At 42.5% G+C, this 19390-nt stretch carries 19 protein-coding genes and 2 pseudogenes; 8 read left to right on the top strand and 13 right to left on the bottom strand.

All coding sequences use genetic code 11. The features are described from left to right. Positions 1-381 precede the first annotated feature (381 nt). Positions 382-666 (top strand): hypothetical protein, encoded by a 285-nt coding sequence (locus tag ASL14_RS13210; protein ID WP_223263976.1) that lies wholly within the window; start codon positions 382-384, stop codon positions 664-666. A gap of 111 nt (positions 667-777) precedes the next feature. On the opposite strand, the gene ASL14_RS13205 is transcribed toward ASL14_RS13210, so the two are convergent. Continuing rightward, complete coding sequence (locus ASL14_RS13205; RefSeq protein WP_134911915.1) at positions 778-1455, bottom strand: hypothetical protein; 678 nt, start codon at positions 1453-1455, stop codon at positions 778-780. Positions 1456-1579: 124 nt separating this feature from the next. Between ASL14_RS13205 and ASL14_RS13200 the strand changes: the two genes are divergently transcribed. Together ASL14_RS13200 and ASL14_RS13195 are read left to right on the top strand one after the other, a co-directional pair. After that, positions 1580-2038: a WG repeat-containing protein gene (locus ASL14_RS13200; RefSeq protein ID WP_223263975.1), complete on the top strand. Its 459-nt coding sequence runs from the start codon at positions 1580-1582 to the stop codon at positions 2036-2038. A 235-nt stretch (positions 2039-2273) separates the two neighbouring features. Beyond that, positions 2274-3647: a tetratricopeptide repeat protein gene (locus ASL14_RS13195; RefSeq protein ID WP_134911914.1), complete on the top strand. Its 1374-nt coding sequence runs from the start codon at positions 2274-2276 to the stop codon at positions 3645-3647. 302 nt (positions 3648-3949) lie between these two features. Here the strand turns inward: ASL14_RS13195 and ASL14_RS13190 are convergent, their stop codons facing one another. From ASL14_RS13190 to ASL14_RS13175, 4 genes are all read right to left on the bottom strand, one after another. Then, positions 3950-4822, bottom strand: coding sequence for a copper amine oxidase N-terminal domain-containing protein (locus tag ASL14_RS13190; protein ID WP_134911913.1), 873 nt, complete (start codon positions 4820-4822; stop codon positions 3950-3952). A 381-nt stretch (positions 4823-5203) separates the two neighbouring features. Beyond that, positions 5204-5935 (bottom strand): hypothetical protein, encoded by a 732-nt coding sequence (locus ASL14_RS13185; RefSeq protein WP_134911912.1) that lies wholly within the window; start codon positions 5933-5935, stop codon positions 5204-5206. A gap of 29 nt (positions 5936-5964) precedes the next feature. After that, positions 5965-6945 (bottom strand): hypothetical protein, encoded by a 981-nt coding sequence (locus ASL14_RS13180; protein WP_134911911.1) that lies wholly within the window; start codon positions 6943-6945, stop codon positions 5965-5967. 18 nt (positions 6946-6963) lie between these two features. After that, complete coding sequence (locus tag ASL14_RS13175) at positions 6964-7503, bottom strand: hypothetical protein (RefSeq protein ID WP_134911910.1); 540 nt, start codon at positions 7501-7503, stop codon at positions 6964-6966. Positions 7504-7819: 316 nt separating this feature from the next. Between ASL14_RS13175 and ASL14_RS29560 the strand changes: the two are divergent. Further along, positions 7820-8009: pseudogene (locus ASL14_RS29560) on the top strand (transposase); the annotation flags it as partial. Positions 8010-8191: 182 nt separating this feature from the next. Here ASL14_RS29560 and ASL14_RS13165 read toward each other — a convergent pair. Next, on the bottom strand, positions 8192-8869 hold the full coding sequence (locus tag ASL14_RS13165; protein WP_134911908.1) for a hypothetical protein: 678 nt from the start codon (positions 8867-8869) through the stop codon (positions 8192-8194). Positions 8870-9107: 238 nt separating this feature from the next. On the opposite strand from ASL14_RS13165, the gene ASL14_RS13160 reads away from it, so the two are divergent. After that, entirely contained in the window at positions 9108-9287 is a 180-nt protein-coding gene (locus tag ASL14_RS13160) for an aspartyl-phosphate phosphatase Spo0E family protein (protein WP_134914539.1), read from the top strand. A gap of 498 nt (positions 9288-9785) precedes the next feature. On the opposite strand, the gene ASL14_RS13155 is transcribed toward ASL14_RS13160, so the two are convergent. From ASL14_RS13155 to ASL14_RS13140, 4 genes are all read right to left on the bottom strand, one after another. After that, complete coding sequence (locus tag ASL14_RS13155; protein ID WP_223263974.1) at positions 9786-9959, bottom strand: hypothetical protein; 174 nt, start codon at positions 9957-9959, stop codon at positions 9786-9788. Positions 9960-10042: 83 nt separating this feature from the next. Further along, positions 10043-10222: a hypothetical protein gene (locus tag ASL14_RS13150; protein WP_134911907.1), complete on the bottom strand. Its 180-nt coding sequence runs from the start codon at positions 10220-10222 to the stop codon at positions 10043-10045. Between the two features lie 9 nt (positions 10223-10231). Then, positions 10232-10798, bottom strand: a complete 567-nt coding sequence (locus ASL14_RS13145; protein WP_134911906.1) for a hypothetical protein — start codon at positions 10796-10798, stop codon at positions 10232-10234. 13 nt (positions 10799-10811) lie between these two features. Continuing rightward, positions 10812-12398: a DUF4153 domain-containing protein gene (locus ASL14_RS13140; protein ID WP_134911905.1), complete on the bottom strand. Its 1587-nt coding sequence runs from the start codon at positions 12396-12398 to the stop codon at positions 10812-10814. 146 nt (positions 12399-12544) lie between these two features. Here ASL14_RS13140 and ASL14_RS13135 point away from each other — a divergent pair, with 146 nt between their 5' ends. Further along, entirely contained in the window at positions 12545-14284 is a 1740-nt protein-coding gene (locus tag ASL14_RS13135; protein ID WP_134911904.1) for an ABC transporter substrate-binding protein, read from the top strand. Positions 14285-14491: 207 nt separating this feature from the next. On the opposite strand, the pseudogene ASL14_RS13130 reads toward ASL14_RS13135, so the two are convergent. Both ASL14_RS13130 and ASL14_RS13125 read right to left on the bottom strand, forming a co-directional pair. Beyond that, a pseudogene (locus ASL14_RS13130) lies at positions 14492-15893 on the bottom strand (transcriptional regulator). Between the two features lie 172 nt (positions 15894-16065). Continuing rightward, on the bottom strand, positions 16066-17196 hold the full coding sequence (locus tag ASL14_RS13125; protein ID WP_223263973.1) for a hypothetical protein: 1131 nt from the start codon (positions 17194-17196) through the stop codon (positions 16066-16068). Positions 17197-17455: 259 nt separating this feature from the next. On the opposite strand from ASL14_RS13125, the gene ASL14_RS13120 reads away from it, so the two are divergent. Together ASL14_RS13120 and ASL14_RS28055 are read left to right on the top strand one after the other, a co-directional pair. Continuing rightward, positions 17456-17710, top strand: coding sequence for a DUF6953 family protein (locus tag ASL14_RS13120; RefSeq protein ID WP_134911902.1), 255 nt, complete (start codon positions 17456-17458; stop codon positions 17708-17710). Further along, positions 17613-18038: a Gfo/Idh/MocA family protein gene (locus tag ASL14_RS28055; protein ID WP_335338631.1), complete on the top strand. Its 426-nt coding sequence runs from the start codon at positions 17613-17615 to the stop codon at positions 18036-18038. The genes ASL14_RS13120 and ASL14_RS28055 overlap by 98 nt, the downstream gene beginning before the upstream one ends. A gap of 139 nt (positions 18039-18177) precedes the next feature. On the opposite strand, the gene ASL14_RS13110 is transcribed toward ASL14_RS28055, so the two are convergent. Further along, a complete protein-coding gene (locus ASL14_RS13110; RefSeq protein ID WP_134911901.1) occupies positions 18178-19194 on the bottom strand; it encodes an asparaginase in 1017 nt (338 codons plus the stop codon). Positions 19195-19390 lie beyond the last annotated feature (196 nt).

Raw genomic sequence — 19390 nt, 5'->3', positions numbered from 1 at the left:
ATATTGTACGCTATCCATTTCTAATATTTACCAATCAAAAGAGTGTCTAGATAGTTCCTAAGATATAGGATTTCTCTTTACAATTATGCCCTTTGAACAGGACTTTAGTCGATAACATAATCATACTGAATTGTCGGTACTCATATATCCGTGATAACAATACAATGATTACTTGTAAAATCTATAAGAGGGAAGCTGTGATTAGCAGCTTCCCTCTTTCATTTACTCTATGCGCCCATGATATTGCTAATTATTCAGGAGAATTGTCCAAGGCCATCGACTCCGGAATCCGCTCCATCTACCTGATCTGGCGTTTCAAGAAGCACATGCATCCCCTTTACCGAGCATCGCCATCAAGCACTCCAGGATTGTGCACAGGATATGAGGAAGCATCCAGAACGCTACGTTGCTACCATACTGCCGGAGACGCCCTTTGAGTATGAACAGTTTAATATGGTGCTGTCTGCCCATTTTCTGTTTATGTACAGTGACCGACTCGATTATGATTTTCATAAAAAGACGATACAGGAGCTACTGCGAGTCGCTTCAGAGGAGGTACGGATTTTTCCTCTGACAGATTTAACGGGGACTCGTTATGATCTGCTGGATCGTTTGATTCTTGGAGGCAGAAGGCTTGCGGGTGACGGAGGTCAAGGTGCCGTATGAGTTTATGCGTAACGGCAACTCGCTGCTGAGCATCCGAAAGATATAACTGCAAATTTAGATAGGAGCGGGAGCGAGCGTTGGCTTGCTCCCTTTCTGTTTTTTTTGGATAAGTTAGGAAGCGTCATACTTGGAAGCAAATCTTTTTCGATCTTTAACAATTTCGTTCTGATATGCATCTTGATACTCTTTATACTCATCTGTTTTGGTTAGTGCATTAGCAATGCTCTCTTCACTAAGCGCTTGGATACTGTTTTTCGAAACGAAATCAGTATTTACCTCTATGTTAGAATTTGGCCCTGATACTAACAACGAACCATTGGGCTGAGTCGCAACAGTAAATACGTATGCCTTTCCTTTTTGTGGGAGAGAGTCATCTTCATATAAAAGATATGTGCTCTTATCTTCACTCAGTCCCCCAGATTTTTGAATAGGTATGGAAACATCTTTCTGTAGATTACCTTTTATATTATCAAGCACTTTAATGGAATAATTCGTATAGGGACTTGTCAATTCTTTGGGCCCATCTTCCGTTTCTTTAGTTACAGGAAATTTATAATCGGTTCCAGTCATTTCTTCTACAAATCCTACAAATACATAGTCTGCAAAACCTACAACCTCTTTAGGGTTATCTACATTGATATCAAATGAAGCATGTAAATAACTGGTCGGGACCTCGCCAGACTTCGTTATATTCTTGTCTATCTTAGGATTCGAACAACCGGAAGCCAGTATTGCAACCGTAGTGAAAAGGGACAAGAAAATAAATATTTTCTTCATGTGAATTATCATTGGTCGTACCTCCGTTTCCCTCTTTCTTTTGTCCTGGAAATTAGAAAAATTTAGAATTCCAAGAAACATTCTTACATATGATTCGTCTATATTATGGTAAATCAGCTTGCAAAGGAGCTTATGCGTGTTAAAAAAGTTAGGATTAGCTGCATTGATTTTGGTTACTGGTATCTCCGTCTTTGGAACAGGTTGGGCTGCTCCCAGTATTACAGCAGCCATTGAAGTTTCTAAAACACCGCTGGATTACAACGTCGCTCGCCCCCTAAGCGATGGTGCTTTTCATGATGGCTTATTAGCTGCCGAAACATCCGCTGGAAACCTCGTGTTTTATAATACCAAAGGAGAAAAAGCTTTCTCTCTTCCCGCCGAGCTTAAACCCATTGGTGATTTTCATGAGCAACGAGCCGTTGTGAAAAATACAAAAACCAATCTCTATGGGTACATTAATACCAAAGGAACACTGGTCATTCCTTGCCAGTATACCGAAGCTAACTTGTTTAGCGAAGGAAAGGCCAAGATCACTATAGCCTCCACCAACGTAGTTTGGAAACTTCTTTACTGTGAACGACCCTGTGTGTCTTGATTATCTCAAGATATACAGGGTTTTTTGTACTTAGGACTTTGATCTCTCTCCAGCTTTACACATCCATAATTCACAAAAAGTAATTACTTGAAAAGTATATATAATACATCCATAAGATGGTATAATATCTCCCAGAATAGCTTTATATTTTAGCATCGGATTGTCCCAAGAAATATCCTTATAGATCGGTATCTTACGGACTACATAAAACGTTACGTTAAAGGGGTTGTTACATTTGGAACCTACAACCACGATACGCGCAGAACTGGAAAACTTCATGAAACAGAATGGGTTAAACATTACCCAATTCGGTCTGGTGGCAGACATCAATCCAGGCACAATAAGCGGGATCGTCACAGGCAACCGTGCACTCTCCGTTCATCAGTTAGATCGCATTACAGCTACGTTAGGCCACTCCAAAGGGCATTTTTACAAGAATTATATTGAGGAATTTTTGAGTTCAACAACCCCTAACATCCGTAGAGTCAGACCCCTTTTGTACAATTGCGCGGAGTTGGACATGTTGGATTGTATTGAGCAGGTCGTCAGCTTGCTCATGGAAAAGCTGACATACGCCGATGCCCTGTTTACCATAGCTGAGGACTTTTTCCAACAAGGAAAATTTGCAGCGTCCATCATCCTGTATGAAAGCATAGCCGTCGGTGAGAAAAAGCAGCACTCTGAGCGACTAGCCCTTTGTCAGTACCGCATTTTTATGGCCAAGCAAGGGGACGATCAGGAAATAAATTACCAGGCTGCGATCCATTTTGAGGATTACGTTGAACGGCTTGATGATGCTGACCAACTCGACGCGTTAAAAGACTTAGTGAATACATATCGCTCATTACGGAAATGGAGTAAGGTAAACATATTCGCTAAGATCATGGGAGACAAGGCTGCCATTCAGTGCGAGATCAATCAACAGATTAAGTTAAAAAGGCGGAAAAAGAAGAGAACTTCGGTCAATCCCCCATTTGTGTATTGGGCCTACTCCTATTTACTTCGTGCAGGTGTCTGTGAAGCGCAAAAAGACTACAATCAGGCATTGGAGTATACGTACACTTACGCTGATTTAAGTTGGGTGAAGGAAACGGATGAACAGACCTTACTATGGAAGGGACGGTTTACAGAATGGGCGCAGGCTAATACTTACGTGAATAAGCTGTTGGCTGGAGATATAGGTGTCCTTCCAGACTATTTAGCTTACGTTACTTCCAAGAAAAACGAGGTTGTACATGCACTGGTGAACATAATTGAAGCGGCTAATCAATATGATTTTAATGTAGATGATGTACTCAAGCAGTTTGAATTAGAGATACAGTCTTTAGAGGAACAACAAAAAAGCGTGGGCGTGTACACCCAGCAATTAATGTCAGAGAGCTTCGCTCGCTTTTTAAAAGGATTAGCTGATTACTACTTACGTAAAGGTATGTATCAAAAGGGATTTAAAAATTTAATTAACAGCTTGGAAATATCCTCAACAACTAATAACAGACCCTATATAATTGAGTGCGTGAAATTGATCGAGCGTTATAGAAAAAATGCATCTTCCGATATAATAACATCCTACCAAACTTTAATTAATGAGGTGCGTAATGATGAAGAATAAGTTAAGGCTACTCCTTTGGACGACTAGTCTTCTGTTAGTGGCAATAATGATCTTTCCAATACAGCATTTAGAAACAGGGTCTACTTACCAACTATTTAACCAACATGGTGGGGTTTGATGATTTTTGTTAAAGCATGTATACCGTGGAGCCAGCTCTTCGAGCTGTTTTTTTCTTTTGAGGATTTGCAAAGTAAGAGAATACATTTAAATAAATGCCAATCTTTGGGTTCGTCAATGAACAATAAAATAAGCGCCTTTCAGGAAATATCCCCGGCGAAGGCGCTCTTAATATTTTAGCCTTTTCATTTAAGCTCATCTTTTGTTTTTATGGTTCTACCGGCAACTAATACATATTGAAGAGGATCTTTTACGGTAACAAATGAAATGCTCCGAGAAACTGAGCTTCCTATTTCAATCCTTGGACGTTTTCTATCGGGAATATCTATAGAAGCCTGATCGGCATCCATACTAATCGTTTGATTAAAAACGAAGATTTCGTGTAAGTCCTCCTTGCCTTCCTTAATCGCAGAACCTGAACGATTCAAAGCACTTACAGTTAAATTGCCCTCTAGTTCTCCAGTAGAATTTATCTTGGATGTTAATTTAAAACTTTGAATATCCAAAATAGAATTGTTATCCAATAAATTGTTTCTACCCCAATCTAATTCAGTGACATGTTGAAGAACTTTACTTTGGTTAAAGGATTCATTTTGCAAAACAACCTTATTATTTTTATATCCAAATGGAATATCCATTGCTCTTAGTAATACACCAAGTGGAATGATAAAAGAATTCTGCTTCACTTCAGGATAAGTGTCCATTTGCACAGACTGGCCGTTCAAATCATACATATTCTTACCTTTGTGAAACACAATCTTATTTTTTCCCCAGTTAACAACAGCCTCCTGTGACTTCATATTGTATTCCACTTTTGCGCCAAGAAGTTCAGAAACAGAACGGAGGGGAGCCATTAGACGGTTTTCTTTGTTTGTATATGGACCAACGGGTGCACAGTACAGGACATCATAATCGTTTACCTTAAGTAAGGACGTTCCACTAAAGTTCAAAGAATGATCAGTCTGAGCTGCATTAACTACAGAAGATGTACTGAACAGAGCAACTGCAAGTAAAGCGGAGGATAACATGGTTATCCCAGTTGAGACTATTGATTTCATTGGCTTCCCCTCCGTTAGGACTTATTTTATCATTTGAATTCCCGTAAGGATTATTATAATTTTCCAAAGAAACTGTAATTACAGACTTCCCAGCAGTTATACGTTTTTCCATATCCATCAATTGTGTATAGCTGAAAAAATTCTAACTATGTACTTCTGGTTGGCCAATTTTTAAAAAAGAGAGTTTCAATTATAGAAAAAAACACTTTTGAGACACATCTCCTCTTTTTAAAACTGGAATTATATTTTTATTTGAAAATGTGGAGATGTACATTTAAATAATTACTGAAAGAGCAACAAAGGTTTGAGATTGATTAAGTCAATACAATAAAGGACTACACAATTGTGCAGCCCTTCCTACTTTAATTATGTCATAAAAACCTAGTTATTCGAAGTTACAGGATAGGATAATTCTTTTGTCACTCGTGGCCGATAAATATACGAGCCTTTATATATATCAGAGGTTGCTTCTATCTTCCCTCTTGTAAAAAATGTTCTCGATCCTGCGCTTGCGGATAAAGTAGGTGCGGTTACATACCATTGATTTTCCACTGGATCAGATGTCCAGCTTACAGTGTCATTAGACAATGATAATGACGGTGGATAGGAAATCTCAACACTGGCTCCATTAAAAGTATAGCTATAGGACATTATGGTTTTATCAGCATTACCCGACCCAGTGTAATAAGACTGTAGCGTCCCGCGATTTATCACCATTTGGTTTTGAGTAGCTGGGTAGAGATAAGCTTCTTCATTATATCCACTAACGCTCCAGTCAAGTCTTCCTTTATCATCAGTATTTGAACGATTGGCACTCCATGCATATTTAAAACCTTGTGGTTGTATATCTCTGTTAGGATTAACTAAATTGTTTGCATATGCTGCTATTTCTGACTTCTGCTTTACTTCTGTAGGAATTGTATAGATAAGATTTCCATTTCCATCTTTCCAAGTTACAAGATCAAACTTTTCGCCATTTAGTTCATGTTGTTGACTGCTCAATTGTTTCATACCATCATTTTCTCCAACAGATTCTGCATAACTCGAGCTCGGAACCAGGGAAGCTGCTAGGACAGTTGCACTACTTAAAACGACAAATAAAAATTTTTTCACAACACACATCTCCTCTAAATAAATTTATATCAATTTTTAATTGATACCAAACTCTCATTTAGAACTTGTTTTAAATGACTCTTCAATTCTAGTTCTTTAGGTATTTTAAGTTGTAAACTTTTGAGTACATTTATTGCTATAAAGGTAGATAAAGAATCTTCCCCCTGATTTCCAAACATAGGGAAGCTCCCATTTTGAAGTTGTGCTCTTTTCATGTAGTCTTGCAGTGCTCTCTTATCTATTTTGAAAATTTTGGCTCCAAAGTGCTGCTCCAAATTTAGAGCAGTATCATATTTTTCGATGGAATTCTCCATAGTGCTATATTTATACTTTAATTTATCTAACATATTTTTATAAACATTCGCGTCTACAGAATGTTTTCCGGTTTTCTTATAATAGTAATCGTCTATTTGTTTTAAAGACGCAGTATAACCTCCAAAACTTAGAAAATCTTCTTTAGAGCCAGTATTACTTAATGTTAGAGATATTTCTTGTATCCATTGTTCTAAACGTTCAAAGTCTGGGTTAATATCGTAATAACTACAGATATCAATAACCATTTTTGTAGAAGACAGGTAATTGAGCTTATTGTTTATTCTCTCCCCTGAATAAGAAGGAAAATAACCATTAGGACTTTGGAGATTTAAAATGTAATCAGAAATAGAATTGATATCTTTAGGTTTAGTATTTACCTGCTTATTCATTTCTGAAAGTAACCATAGATTATATAAAGAATTTTGCCCTGATAAGTACGCCTTAACATCAAGTTGTCTTATTTTGCTCGAAAGTTCAGAAAAATTATAGGTTTCTCCCAATAAATCCAACGTCTTTATGGAATAGTGAATATCATATATCAACAAATCACTTATAGTATTAGAAGTTGTATGCTGTGCAATTGTGGGCAGATTGACTTCTTTACTTTTAAAATCCTGGCTTACAGATATAGTTGCAAACGTACAAACAAGTACCAGCAAGAGTATAATTGTCATTCTTTTATTTAGGAATTTCAATGCGACACCCTCACTTAGTTATTTTTTATAAATCACTTTACCTTGACCATCTCGAATATCTACTTCAGTTGGTTTAAAACGTGTATCAGAACTATCACTTATGAAGATGTATGCTGTTTCTTTAACGTTCATTTTTTTTGTCTGTGTACGCTGATTTGGAAAGGTAATAGATATAGTTTTGCCAAACATAAGAATTTCCTCACTGTTAATGAAAAGTGCCAAATACGGAGAGCCACTTTTGCGTCCAATGGTTTGCACTACCTGCTTTTTATCTTCCTGAATCTCTAATTCTCTTACAAATTCCTCTTGTCCATTTACTATAGTTAACATTCCGACTCCGATACGCCTATAATCTTTGTAAGCAATCAGAGAAAATGGCTTGTCTACAATATTTACTATTTTGTAGTTTAGTAGTTCAAACTTTTCTTTGCTTGCAACTTTTTTGATTGTATCCTCATTAGTAACGGTGTATTTATCTCTTGTGAAGTAATTTGAAACCACGACAATTAGGATTAAACTTATTAAAATAAAAATTAATTTCCATTTGTCTTTAAGCATTTTTACCTCCCTAAGATCAAATCCAAAATGTAATGTATACATTTCCATATATGTAAACTATCAACCTATTCATCCCTATTATAGGGTGAAAATATTATCTTGTCATTGACTAGATGACTATACAAATACCAATATAAACCAAGTGAAATTCCTCTTTTCTAATACTTTACCACTTGTTTATCCCATTCAATTACCTTGCTTTACACTTGATATAGTAGGCTTTTTGCAATATTCGAACTCTGTACAAACATCAAGTTTCAAAATAATATTTAATTCTTTAGAAATATTTGTGATGGAACTATCTAAAACCTTGAAGCGACATGAAGAAGGCATTTCACGATGGTTTCACAGCCGGATGACGAACGGCTTGCTGGAAGGATAAATGGGCTGATCCAAGCTGCTAAGAGAAGGTACGGGGCTACCGTAATGTCCAAAATTTGATCGCAATGGTGTACATGACGGCGAATAAGCCTAGACTTCCAACGCTCGCAGCTCGTCGAGGGTAGTTCCCCTCCCCTTTTATACCAATGGTTAGAAGTCTATTAAAATAGTCCAACCTATGTTTCTACTCTAGCTGGCTTTACCCATCCAATAGAGCGAAGAGCCTATTTGAGGTTTAGACTGCTTTACAAAAAAATTAAATCTATATCAGGACTTGGATTCAGGGTTTCGCAGTAGTATGCTCATATTAAGGAGCTTCATACTTGGAAGTAAATCTTTCTCGATCTTTAACAATCTCATTTTTATAGGCATCTTGATACGTATTATACTCCTCTGTCTTGGTTAGTTCATTAGCAATGCTCTCTTCACTAAGCGCCTGGATACTGTTTTTCGAAAAGAAATCTGTTTTTACCTCTATGTTAGAATTAGGACCTGATACTAACATAGAACCATCGGGCCGTGCGTTAGCAGTGAATACATAAATTTTTCCTTCTTGTGGAAGAAGATCGTCTTCATTTAAGAAATATTCGCTCTTATCATCACTCAGACCTCCGAATTTTTGAATTGGAATGGAAACATCCTTCTTTAAATTACCTTTTATATTATCAAGCACTTTAACCGAATAATTCGTATAGGGCATCGTCAATACTTTGGGGCCATCCTCCGTTTCTTTCGTGACAGGAAATTTATACTCCGTTCCCGTCATTTCTTCTACGAGGCCTACAAATGCATAGTCAGCATAACCTACAACCTCTTTGGGGTTATTTATATCTATAACAAATGATGCTTGTATATAGCTAGTTGGAATTTCGCCAGACTTCGTTATATTCTTGTCTACCTTAGGATTTGAACAACCAGAAGCCAGTATTGCAACCGTAGTGAAAATGGACAAGAACATAAATGCTTTCTTCATGCTAGTTCTCATTGGTCGTACCTCCTTAATTAATATCTTTTATAAGCAAGATCGTATGAAGCTTTATCATTAGCGCTGAGCGTTATTATAGACGTAGCATAATATAAGCCACTTGTAGATATTGATTTTACCTTACAGACAGCTCCTATAACTGGCTTTTTCTTTTAGTAAAGTATCATCATGCACTTTCACTTTTCCCATAAATACACATGACACCCTAAAATAAGTACCATCTAAGGAGGGATGTATGATGGAAAGTGAGGTAACTTTGCAACAACGATTGGAGAACAATCGACAACGGCTCTATAATTTGCAAGCGAAATACGGACTAGGTCACATGGATGTACTCCGGCAATCTATGGTTTTGGACGAGCTGATTAATCAATATCATCGGATGTACTATACAAAATTAAAAAAGCCGATCGCTTGAAGGCAATCGACTGGGCGAGAAACTTGTGGTGGGTCGCTCGCCCTTTTATTGTAACATACATGCCGATTCATCTGATTGCCAGCTTTATCGTTTATTTTTCAGTTCATTCATACAGAAGATACAGATCCAAGCATTTTTAAAATATGTAAGATTTTGAAGCTCGCCACATAAGGTACAGACTTCCCCTACGCATTGTCGCATGATCAAACCACTCTCCGTCATCCAAAATTCCATGGCTGTATGCTTGCCAATCCCAAGACGCCTCCTTATATCTACGGGGATGACAATCCGACCTAAGCTATCCAGGTCCCTGACCATTCCTACGCGATCCAAGAAAAAACCTCCTTATTTCAAAAATATTAGTAGATTAAAAATAAGCATACATGCCTGGAATGAGGTATTTATGGTGACATGGCGCGAACTGGAAAAAAGATGCGTTCAATCTGGAAAAATATAAAACGCCTTGCCGGAAGAGAAGCTCCCAGCAAAGCGCGTTAGTTACTCGAACCTGATCTGAACCGGTTGTTGATCGTATCCCAAAATGATCGTGGCTTCTCTCATTTGGATTTCAAAAACCTCCAGCGTCTCACGGATAGCCGATAGGATTTCATCATACCCCGGAACCTTCGCCAAAAACAGCTCCTTCACCTCGTCTATCGAACCACCGGACATAAGAGCAGAAATGATCCGTAGAATTGAGAGAATGTCCCAACGATATAAGCAGAGGAAAGAGCAATAGTTCTTCTTGTTCAACATCACTTGTCTGCATCATTCACTAACGTATCATCAAATAAATGAAGGCTTTCTTTACTGATTATAGTTGGAACGATAAGCTCAGGAGTAGCCTGTCTAACTTGTGTAAAATAGTCCGCAACTCCCACCATCAGAGCGATGCCGATAAACAGGATGATCCAATTACGATTCTTTTTAGTCATGGTTACCCCTCAATCCTCGCTCCGCCCGTTCAGCCACTTGAACCAGTGCAACAGATGGCTGAATCTGTATTCATGCTGCGAAGCGTAGGTCCACACCTCTGGCTCCTCATCAGGTTCCTTCCAGACCAGCATGGAAAAGTGGCCTTCCTCCTCATTGGCGACCGACAGCAGCGAAAGACGATCATCCCCAAATCGGTATGGGGCCGATTCCACCCAATAATTCCGCATATCGCTGATCCAACTGCGAAACCGCTCTGTACCTGCGATCCGTAGCACGTCATCCGGCAAGAGCATATGATCTCCCATGTCCTGCCAGTACCCGGCATAACGGTAGCGTGCTTCCAGCATCGGACTGAGCGGCCGGGTTTTGCCGGGAGCCAGCGTGGGCATACATGTGACGGGAACGACCGGACCGATGCTCTGGATAGCATAAGAGCGGGCCTCCCCCTCACCCAAGCCGAGATACATAGTCTCCGCGAGAAAAGCGTTCCGTCTTACATCAAACTGATGCTGATACTGTGACATTTCATTTTGTAACTCCAACACCATACCCCGCACTGCATCTGTTCCGATCATTCCCAAGCACCTCTCATTCCAAAATATAGTCGTGCAGCTTGCGCTGTGCCCGATATTCTGCCCAATTGAACGCAGGCCATGCCGTTTCTTCCCTCGTCATGCTCGTCAGGCGAGCTTGTAAAAATTCATCCATCGCTCCGTGTTCCTTACGGCTAAATTCAATCAGCAGCGGAATAGCATCCGCCGATAGCCCACTCAAATATTCCTTATCTATCACCGATGTAGTGCGATAACGTTCGAGATTATTTTCAGCAATCCGTACATCAATGCCTACATAATTCACGACGACATACGCCACCAGAGCGAGTACAATATAATATTTCGCCAGCGGAAGCTGACGGACATGAATGCGCACCGCTGCAATGAGCAGCAACAAGCCCAGAAAAATCATAAACGCGTGTACCAGATAACGGGTATACGTATATCCGTAGGCCTCTTCGTACATAACCAGCCGGGTATAGCCCGAATACAGCATTACACCCGAGCAGCCAACGAGTACATACAGCAGGCCGTTGTTCATTTTTAGCAATAGATTTGAGCCGAATTCGGTCCACTTCAACACACTGATCATCAGGACAAAGTTGATACCTGTCACCATAACCAGCTCCCCGAAGCCCCTTCTCGCATATTCTGCATACGAGGTTCCTTCGGGCAGAGCGCCTTCCCATGCACCAAACAGATATCCAAACTGCAACACGACGAACACAACATACACCAGATTCATAACGATCAGCACCGTAGCGGTAATCACAGGATCAAACTTGATCGCGACCGGCTCGTGGTAAGGCACTGCTGATTTGTTAATCATCACTGAAGAGTGACCATCATACTCGGCGGTTTGACCATTCGTGCGCTCGTCTAACCCATGCCATGACTGAACTTCTCTCTCCATATTACGCGGAGCAGGCTGTACAAATCCCCACAAATAGCAGAAAAAACAGAAGGTAAAAAAACAGGTCCAGATCAGCCGCAGCATTCCGCTACCAAATGACAGCGTGCCGATCCATGAAGGTATACCCGATAACAGTTTCTCGAACATCCCATCCGCTGATGCCAGCAAAGATATAATGATGAACAGCAGCGGCAGGGCGATCAGCAAACCGACTATCACTTTCCCCAATACACGCTTGCGCTCATCCTTTACATTCCGAAGGGCTGCTGTCTTGAACATCCGAAACGGAGTCACAATATGCCGCAGATTTTGATAAAACAAATGGCTTAACGCCTGCCCGATGATACCGGGTTCCGACCAGCTATGTCTCTTCTCCCCGAGCAGCATCACCATATGTACACTAATCAGAGCAGGTAAAGCCAATGCATTTAGCACATATAGAACTGGATTATCGAACAACACATATGTCAGTGACAGCAGCACAACCACGGCAAACAGCAATCGCCCCATCCACGAGTCAAGCTGGATACGATCCCGGTTATAGACATACATATAGGTATAGAACAGAATGACAAAAATCGGCAGAGACACGCCCAGTGCATGCCCGTAAAACAGATATTGATGAACCAGTGCCAACACAATCGCGGCAGCAAAGGCGGACAGAAACGACGGTTTCGGCAAAGACGTTCCACTCAACTTGTCATGCATGGTAAATACCTCCACAAATATGCTTTATAACCCTTATTGTAGATGATAAAATAAGAAGATAAAGAGAAATTAATCGACGTTAAATTTCCTATTTTATATATACGACTGCACTTTAATCATCCACAGGGGAAACGGAGCAACCATTTATGAAACTTCATGCCCAATTTTTACGGCTTCACTCGCACACTGCTGACGACAGGGACGAGAACCTTACGATAGAGACTACACTGGATGAGCTTGCGGCTATTTTTGACTGTACCCACCGCAACGCCTTGATGATCATCCAGAAAATGGAGCAACATGACTGGATACAGTGGACTCCCCGCCGAGGCAGGGGCCGCCGCTCCAGCCTGCGTTTCCTGATTCAGCCGGAGGACATTGCGGTGCAGTCCATGATGCAGGCTATCGACCGCCACGACATCAAACGCGCGCTAGATGAAATCCGGACCCATTCGCGTTCATCCACGATGCAGGAGCATTTGCAAGGCTGGCTGCTGAACTACTTCGGGCATCATGCAGAGGTTCGCAGCGATCAGCAGCAGATCGACACACTGCGTCTGCCCATTCGCCAGCAGTTGTATACGCTGGACCCACTGTACATGAACTGGCTCGCGGAGTCCTTCGTATCCAGCCATGTCTTTGACGGGCTGGCCCGCCGGGCAAACGAGAGCGGTGAGATTTTACCGGGACTGGCGCACGCTTGGGAAGTAGATGCTACCCGTACGCAATGGACCTTTTTCTTACGTAAGGAAGTGCTGTTCCATAACGGCAAAATACTGACCGCCGAGGATGTCGTCTATACCTTTGAGCGGCTGATTCGCGCGCCAGGACGGAGACTGTACCATTTTATCGTTCGGCAGATCAAGCAAGTACAGGCGCTAAGTCCGACAATGGTACGTTTCGAACTGAAGGAACCGAACGAGCTGTTTCTCTCCTTCCTGTGTACCAGTCGTGCCGCCATCGTACCCCGTGAGCTGAATCAGGCGGGTGAAGCGGCCTTTGGTATCCGCCCTGTTGGCACAGGGGCTTTCAAGGTCACGGAGATGAACGAGAGCTTATGCATACTGGAGGCATTCGCTCCTTATTTTCAAGGCCGCGCTCATCTCGACCGGGTGGAAATTGTTCAGCTCCCGTGGGCGGCCAAGCCAGAATCGGCGGCAGATACCGCAGATACGGCTTCGCCTTTTCATATCATCCACAATCCCGTATTGGCCGGGAACACGGATACTGCATGGAGTCAGATTCACTCAGCGGCTTCGGTGCGTAAATTTATCACATGCAATACGCATAAGGATGGGCCGTTACGTAACCCGAAAGTGCGCGCCCGAATTGTCGCGTGCCTGGATCATCGCAGCCTCCCTCCGATGGTGAATGTTGCCGACGATTCGTATGAACCCCCGGCAACATTGCAAATTGCGACCATTCCCGAGTATAGAGCTGATGCAGACCGGGTCGCGGCCCAACTGGAATCGTGCGGGTATACCTGTAACATCGTGGCCGCATCCATGAATGAATTTAAAAGCTCCTCTATCCGTATGGAGTCGGACCTGATCATCTTTTCTCTGTTTCGTGACCGTGATGAGCAATTGCGCCTGTTCGATCTGTATCTCAATGTATCCGGGCATGTCGAGCCGCATAGCCGCGTTGATATCGAAAGACTGCTGCGAGATATTGCACGAGAAGCGGATCATACGGTCAGAGCGCGTCAATTCGAGCATATCGAAACCCGACTTATTCATGAGCACCAGCTCCATATCTTATATGAAAAGCCAGTTCAGACAGCATATCTTCCTTCCGTGCGCGGCGTTTCCTTCAACAGTCAGGGGTGGGTGGATCTGCGTCATGTCTGGTTCCCGCCTGCTCAACCGCAAACCTCCAAGCCTTAATGGAAAAGAGTTCATACGCGAATGTGCGGCCACAATACAAAAAGGTATCCTCTTTTACAAGAGAATACCTTTCATAGCGTTATCCCAACCTATTAAGCAGACGGTTCCGGGGATGACAATGCCCAACCGCCCATCCCATGACTATGAACTTCACTAGGGTCTGCTACTGGGGGAGCAATGGGTGAAGAATTCAGTATGATAAAAAAATTAAACGCGAGCAGAAAAAAAAAGATCTTTTTTTTCATTGAAATGATCTTACCTCTCCAAGTAAATTTTTATATTCCTCCGTCGCCTCAGGAGAAGCAGTATGCCGGAATTTTTCAAATAAACCTACACATTTAATCGTTACAGGATTACCATTCAGTACCACAGAATAGGACAGGCTTTCCAATAAAAATTTCATACCCTTTGTATAGCGCTTTTTACTGAGATCGTAGCAAGCCAGCTCCGCCAGAAAACGCGCATAGAGATCGACTGATACCTGCTCCGTATAGGTGCCCACCTTGGCATGCTGATTGGCTAATGCAGCAATTTGTTTCTCGAAACGTTGCAGTACGTCATCCACATTAAAATCATAACGATTTGCGGCCAGCATGATTTTGAACAATCCCATCAGAATCTCGCCTTCGTTTCTTTCCAGATAGGCCACATACTGTGGAATGACGTCCAGTTTACCGGACATGAGCTGATACAGATATCCGTTGGCCTCAGCCCAGTTACTACACTGCTCCTTCAAGCGGCGCGCTTCTTCCGTGTCCTCCTGCACCCAGCTTAGATCTGCGTACAGGGAGACATATTCCAAGGCCTTTTCATAATCCCCTCGTTCGTCACAAATACCGGCACGCAGCACGTAAGAGTATACAATATACATAAACAAAGGACCCTTTGTTTCCTTGCCACGCTCTGCTTTTCTGGTTTTTCCATATTTTCGTTCATACTGCGCTTTAGCCCTGCGACACATTTTATCAGCTAATGCTTCTACTTTATCCCAGCGACGCAGCGAAACATAAGTATTGGCCAAATCTTTTAATGCATCCAGTTGATCCGCTTCACCCAATCGATCTACAAAGCTTTCAAAGTGTGTGGCGGCCCATAAATTTTCGTCCTGATCATCACCGACAGCGATGGTAAATAACCGATACTGGCAGAGGGCCAGACGCTCGGAATGTTGATACTTCTCGCTTTCCGAGACATTTTTATAGATGATAGCCGCTGCCGCAAACTTGCCTTCTCTGAACAATTCTTCTGCCGTCTCAAACAAGGCCGGAGCGTAAATCAGATAGTCCATCATGAACTCCACAACTTGTTCCATACAATCCAGCTTGTTCAGCTCTGCACAGCGGTACAAAAATGGGCGAACCCGCCGCCAATTCGGTGCCGTATTCCGTATAAATTCTTCAATGTATAGTTCATAGAGACTTCCCTCTTCAAGCCCCATGCCTGCCGCGATCCGATCCAATAGCAACATCGCAATCGGCCGATTGCCGTTGATAATGGCACTAATCGTTCCTGCGTTAATACCCGTGTTCTCCCCAAACTTACTAATCGTGATTCCTTCACGTCTGATATACTGTTCCAGCTCTGCACGAATCGTGGTTGTTTCCTTCAAATCAGGCACCCCCAGGGATTACTTGTATGTTTACAATTCAAAAAAAGAAAATTCCCGTGAATATTCCCTTAATTATACAAAACAAAACCTACTTCGCCAACTGTAAAATTCATTTACTTAAAATATATCTGGACAGAGTCAACCGTTTCCTGAAATCACACGAATCACAAGCTTAACGATATGGATTGGTCAGGTAGTTCTTAGAGTAAGGTCCCTTGTCCTTGAACAAAGCATCGACGAATGATGCCGGATCTGTAAGGATGGTACCGCGTCCTAAATCACGATAGCCTTTAAAGCTCCAGCCCCATGGCGCACTCGCTGCGTCTTCTTTGCCGTTATCTCCCTTAAAGGTGCCATAGCTTGACCACAATTGAATAGAAAAATCATTTCTGAGCGGCCACAGCGTATGCTGTAATGCCTTCAAGCCATAATTCATGCGTTTGGACTCGTCAAAATCAGATAAATAATTTTTCCAATAATTTTGATCCTTGCTGTTTAAATTTTGTGGTTGCACACCAGCTCCGCCCCATTCAAAAATGTAGCCACTATTCCCTTTGGCACCCTTGCCGTCATATGCCCGCAGCGCATGTCCCACATCTCCCTGAGGCTCAGTAATCGGTGCGTTATTTTGTGCGCTATAGACACGTACATGCTCACCGCGTTGATCCTTAATCGTTGTAAATCCATAGTCATAGTAGACGGAATCCTGTCCCGGCGAGTAACGGATAGCCTGATTAGAAGGTGAATACATACCCAGCTTGCCGTGGCGCTCTGCCAACAGCAGCTCCAACTCGCCATTCGGAAACTGTGAGCGATCCACAACGGAGCCGTCTTTTCTGGTCACCCCCGGTTTACGGACGACCAGCAGCATCCCTTCCATGTCATTCTCGTGGTCTCCCAGTCCATCCCCAATCGGTCCTGCGACACCCTCCGGATCATTACGGGCGTAGAACACATCATATCCGATAAAATAATGGGTTTCCGTCTCTGCCAGAGACCAGTATAACCATGGATACAAAGGATTCTTTCCACTGGCGTAATTGTCGATATTCTCCCAGTTGTTTGTTCCGTTCCAGTCACCGTCAAAATCTACCGCTGTCGGAATATCCGTATGAGGCCCGTTGCCGACATCCTGATACAAAACAGGCGACCAGTAACCGGCGATATTCCCTTGCTCTCTGTCACTCATGGCAGCTTCAGCTTCGGGAATTGCCACCGTAGAGATCAGCAGAGTGCTCACCGCTGCAATTATCATTTTGCGGCCCAAGTTTTTTACGGACAAGCCGACAGTTCTTCTCTCCATCTCACACACCCCTTATAACATATAATTCCAATAAAGCCTAACAATGATTACTATTCTAAAATATAAAAAACTAAAAACATATAGTTCATAGTATTTATTTCGTAGATGTATATTTATGAATGGGGCGACTGCCGACAGATTTGGTAATTTCGTAATTTGCGTATACTATATGGAGAGTGAATGGAAAAACATTTATCTTACCATAGGTCAATATAACTATAATATGGATTATTATGGAACAAGGGAAAGGATACGACACATGGACAAAACAGACAATACCCCTACAACAGAACAGCAAATTGCAGCATGGATGGTCGCACAAATCCGTGAAGTGGGAATCTTGAAACAAGAGGACGCGATTGCATATGTACGCTCTGAGTATGGAGAGCAGTATGTGTTTATAAGTGAGCACGGTCATGTATCTCTCGAAAAGGAAATCAAAAAAGCGTTTCGTAAGCTTCATGGCGGCAAAATCGCCTGGGATCGTGACGGATTCCTCTGGGCCTGGACGTAACAAGCAAAAGCATCTGCCACAGGCAGGTGTTTTTTTGATGATTTATACATATATCCTGCTTGATCCAAACCTAGATGTGGTCGATATATGCCTGCCCTCTCATGTACACAGGTCACATGCCGTTGATGCGTTGAAGCACGGAAAGCATGTATTTTGTGAAACGCCAGTTTGCTTTGATCTCGAAGACGCTCTCCTTATGAAACAGGCTGAGCAGCAATATGGTAAAAAGGTTCTGGTCAACAAAAGATCAATCTCGAACCCACCAATCCATACGAAAAAAGTCTGGATCACGCACTTGAATGTTTTGGCGGACATTCGGAATGTATGATTCCACTGGAGCAAGCCATACACTCATTAGAAATGGCTATTCAGATTCAAAATAGACTGGGGCAGGCTCAGCGTTAGCCGAACGCCCCTGTCACCTGTCCTGATTACCTGTTCCTGTTGCGGAAATCAGCCTTCCTTCCTTACAGGGAGGCTGTATCCGTAGGCAAAGAAACCTCATCCGCATAGTTTGTGGCCATAATTTTTGCTACCCCGGCAGGGTCAGTGGTGTGGCCTAACGCCCACATCATTTTAGTCACAAGTGCCTCCGTCGTCATGTCATAACCCGGAATAACACCCTTTTCCAGCACTTTCTGCCCCACCTCGTAAATCGTCAGATCGCCGCCTTCATAAGGACATTGGGTAGTCACGACGATACTCATGCCATCCTTCATTAATTCCTCAATTTTACTAATCAGGCTTCTTTCCTTGAAGGGCACGCCACCCATGCCAAAGCCCTCAATCACGATCCCTTTATAGCCCAAGCCCTGAATGGCATCAAAAATCGCCGGATTCGTCCCCGGGATCAGCCTGAGCAGAAATACTTCTGAAGCATACCCGTCATTGTACGGATGGCGAACTGTACCGCGATTCGCAAATACGCCCTCTGTATAGACCACCTTCCCGTCTTCCACGAGGCCGATGTACGGATAGTTAATACTCTCAAAAGCGTTATAGCTGCGCGTTCTGATTTTGGAGCTGCGGCTGCCATTGATGATTTTGCCGTTAAATACGACAAATACCCCCGCTACCTCGCCACAGGCGGTCAAAAACGAGTCGATTACATTTTTTTTGGAATCGCTGTGCTCGGCCAGAATGGACACCTGTGACCCCGTCACCACGACCGGCTTGTCTACGGTTCCCAACATGAAGCTCAAAGCCGAAGCTGTATAAGCCATCGTATCCGTGCCATGGGCAATGACGATGCCATCGTACTGATCGAGAGAACGATGTACCATTCGGGCGATGGAAGCCCAGTCCTCCGGTTGTGTATTCGTGCTATCAATGCTCATCAGATTATGGGCATCAATTTCACAGATTTCCTTCAACTCCGGAATTTCCGCCAAAATATTTTCAGCTGATTGGGTTGGCGTCAGGCCATTTTCCTGATAAGAGGAAGAGATCGTCCCCCCGGTATTAATGAATAGAACCTTTTTCATGTGCCCATGTTCCTTCCCGATTACATCTTCACTTTATTGTTCTTAGAATTTATCATGAATAAGTGTGATAAGCTACTTTGCAATGGTAAAGAAAAGAATTGTTCCACGTGGAATCAACCTCTAGCCTTACCTTTGCCATCTAAAATGAATAAAAGCACGGCAGGCAAGCGCAGGTTTTACTTTCTTCCTGCGACTT

The organism is Paenibacillus sp. IHB B 3084, assembly GCF_001447315.1.
In the GTDB taxonomy this organism is placed as follows: domain Bacteria; phylum Bacillota; class Bacilli; order Paenibacillales; family Paenibacillaceae; genus Paenibacillus.
This window is presented reverse-complemented; position numbering and strand designations above follow the sequence as displayed.

Coding starts and splice junctions, on each gene's coding strand:
- ASL14_RS13210 (WP_223263976.1), top strand. CDS start 382: ATGAGGAAGCATCCAGAACGCTACGTTGCTACCATACTGCCGGAGACG.
- ASL14_RS13205 (WP_134911915.1), bottom strand. CDS start 1,455: ATGATAATTCACATGAAGAAAATATTTATTTTCTTGTCCCTTTTCACT.
- ASL14_RS13190 (WP_134911913.1), bottom strand. CDS start 4,822: ATGAAATCAATAGTCTCAACTGGGATAACCATGTTATCCTCCGCTTTA.
- ASL14_RS13175 (WP_134911910.1), bottom strand. CDS start 7,503: ATGCTTAAAGACAAATGGAAATTAATTTTTATTTTAATAAGTTTAATC.
- ASL14_RS13165 (WP_134911908.1), bottom strand. CDS start 8,869: ATGAGAACTAGCATGAAGAAAGCATTTATGTTCTTGTCCATTTTCACT.
- ASL14_RS13160 (WP_134914539.1), top strand. CDS start 9,108: ATGGAAAGTGAGGTAACTTTGCAACAACGATTGGAGAACAATCGACAA.
- ASL14_RS13155 (WP_223263974.1), bottom strand. CDS start 9,959: ATGTCCGGTGGTTCGATAGACGAGGTGAAGGAGCTGTTTTTGGCGAAG.
- ASL14_RS13150 (WP_134911907.1), bottom strand. CDS start 10,222: ATGACTAAAAAGAATCGTAATTGGATCATCCTGTTTATCGGCATCGCT.
- ASL14_RS13145 (WP_134911906.1), bottom strand. CDS start 10,798: ATGATCGGAACAGATGCAGTGCGGGGTATGGTGTTGGAGTTACAAAAT.
- ASL14_RS13140 (WP_134911905.1), bottom strand. CDS start 12,398: ATGCATGACAAGTTGAGTGGAACGTCTTTGCCGAAACCGTCGTTTCTG.
- ASL14_RS13135 (WP_134911904.1), top strand. CDS start 12,545: ATGAAACTTCATGCCCAATTTTTACGGCTTCACTCGCACACTGCTGAC.
- ASL14_RS13125 (WP_223263973.1), bottom strand. CDS start 17,196: ATGGAGAGAAGAACTGTCGGCTTGTCCGTAAAAAACTTGGGCCGCAAA.
- ASL14_RS13120 (WP_134911902.1), top strand. CDS start 17,456: ATGGACAAAACAGACAATACCCCTACAACAGAACAGCAAATTGCAGCA.
- ASL14_RS28055 (WP_335338631.1), top strand. CDS start 17,613: ATGTATCTCTCGAAAAGGAAATCAAAAAAGCGTTTCGTAAGCTTCATG.
- ASL14_RS13110 (WP_134911901.1), bottom strand. CDS start 19,194: ATGAAAAAGGTTCTATTCATTAATACCGGGGGGACGATCTCTTCCTCT.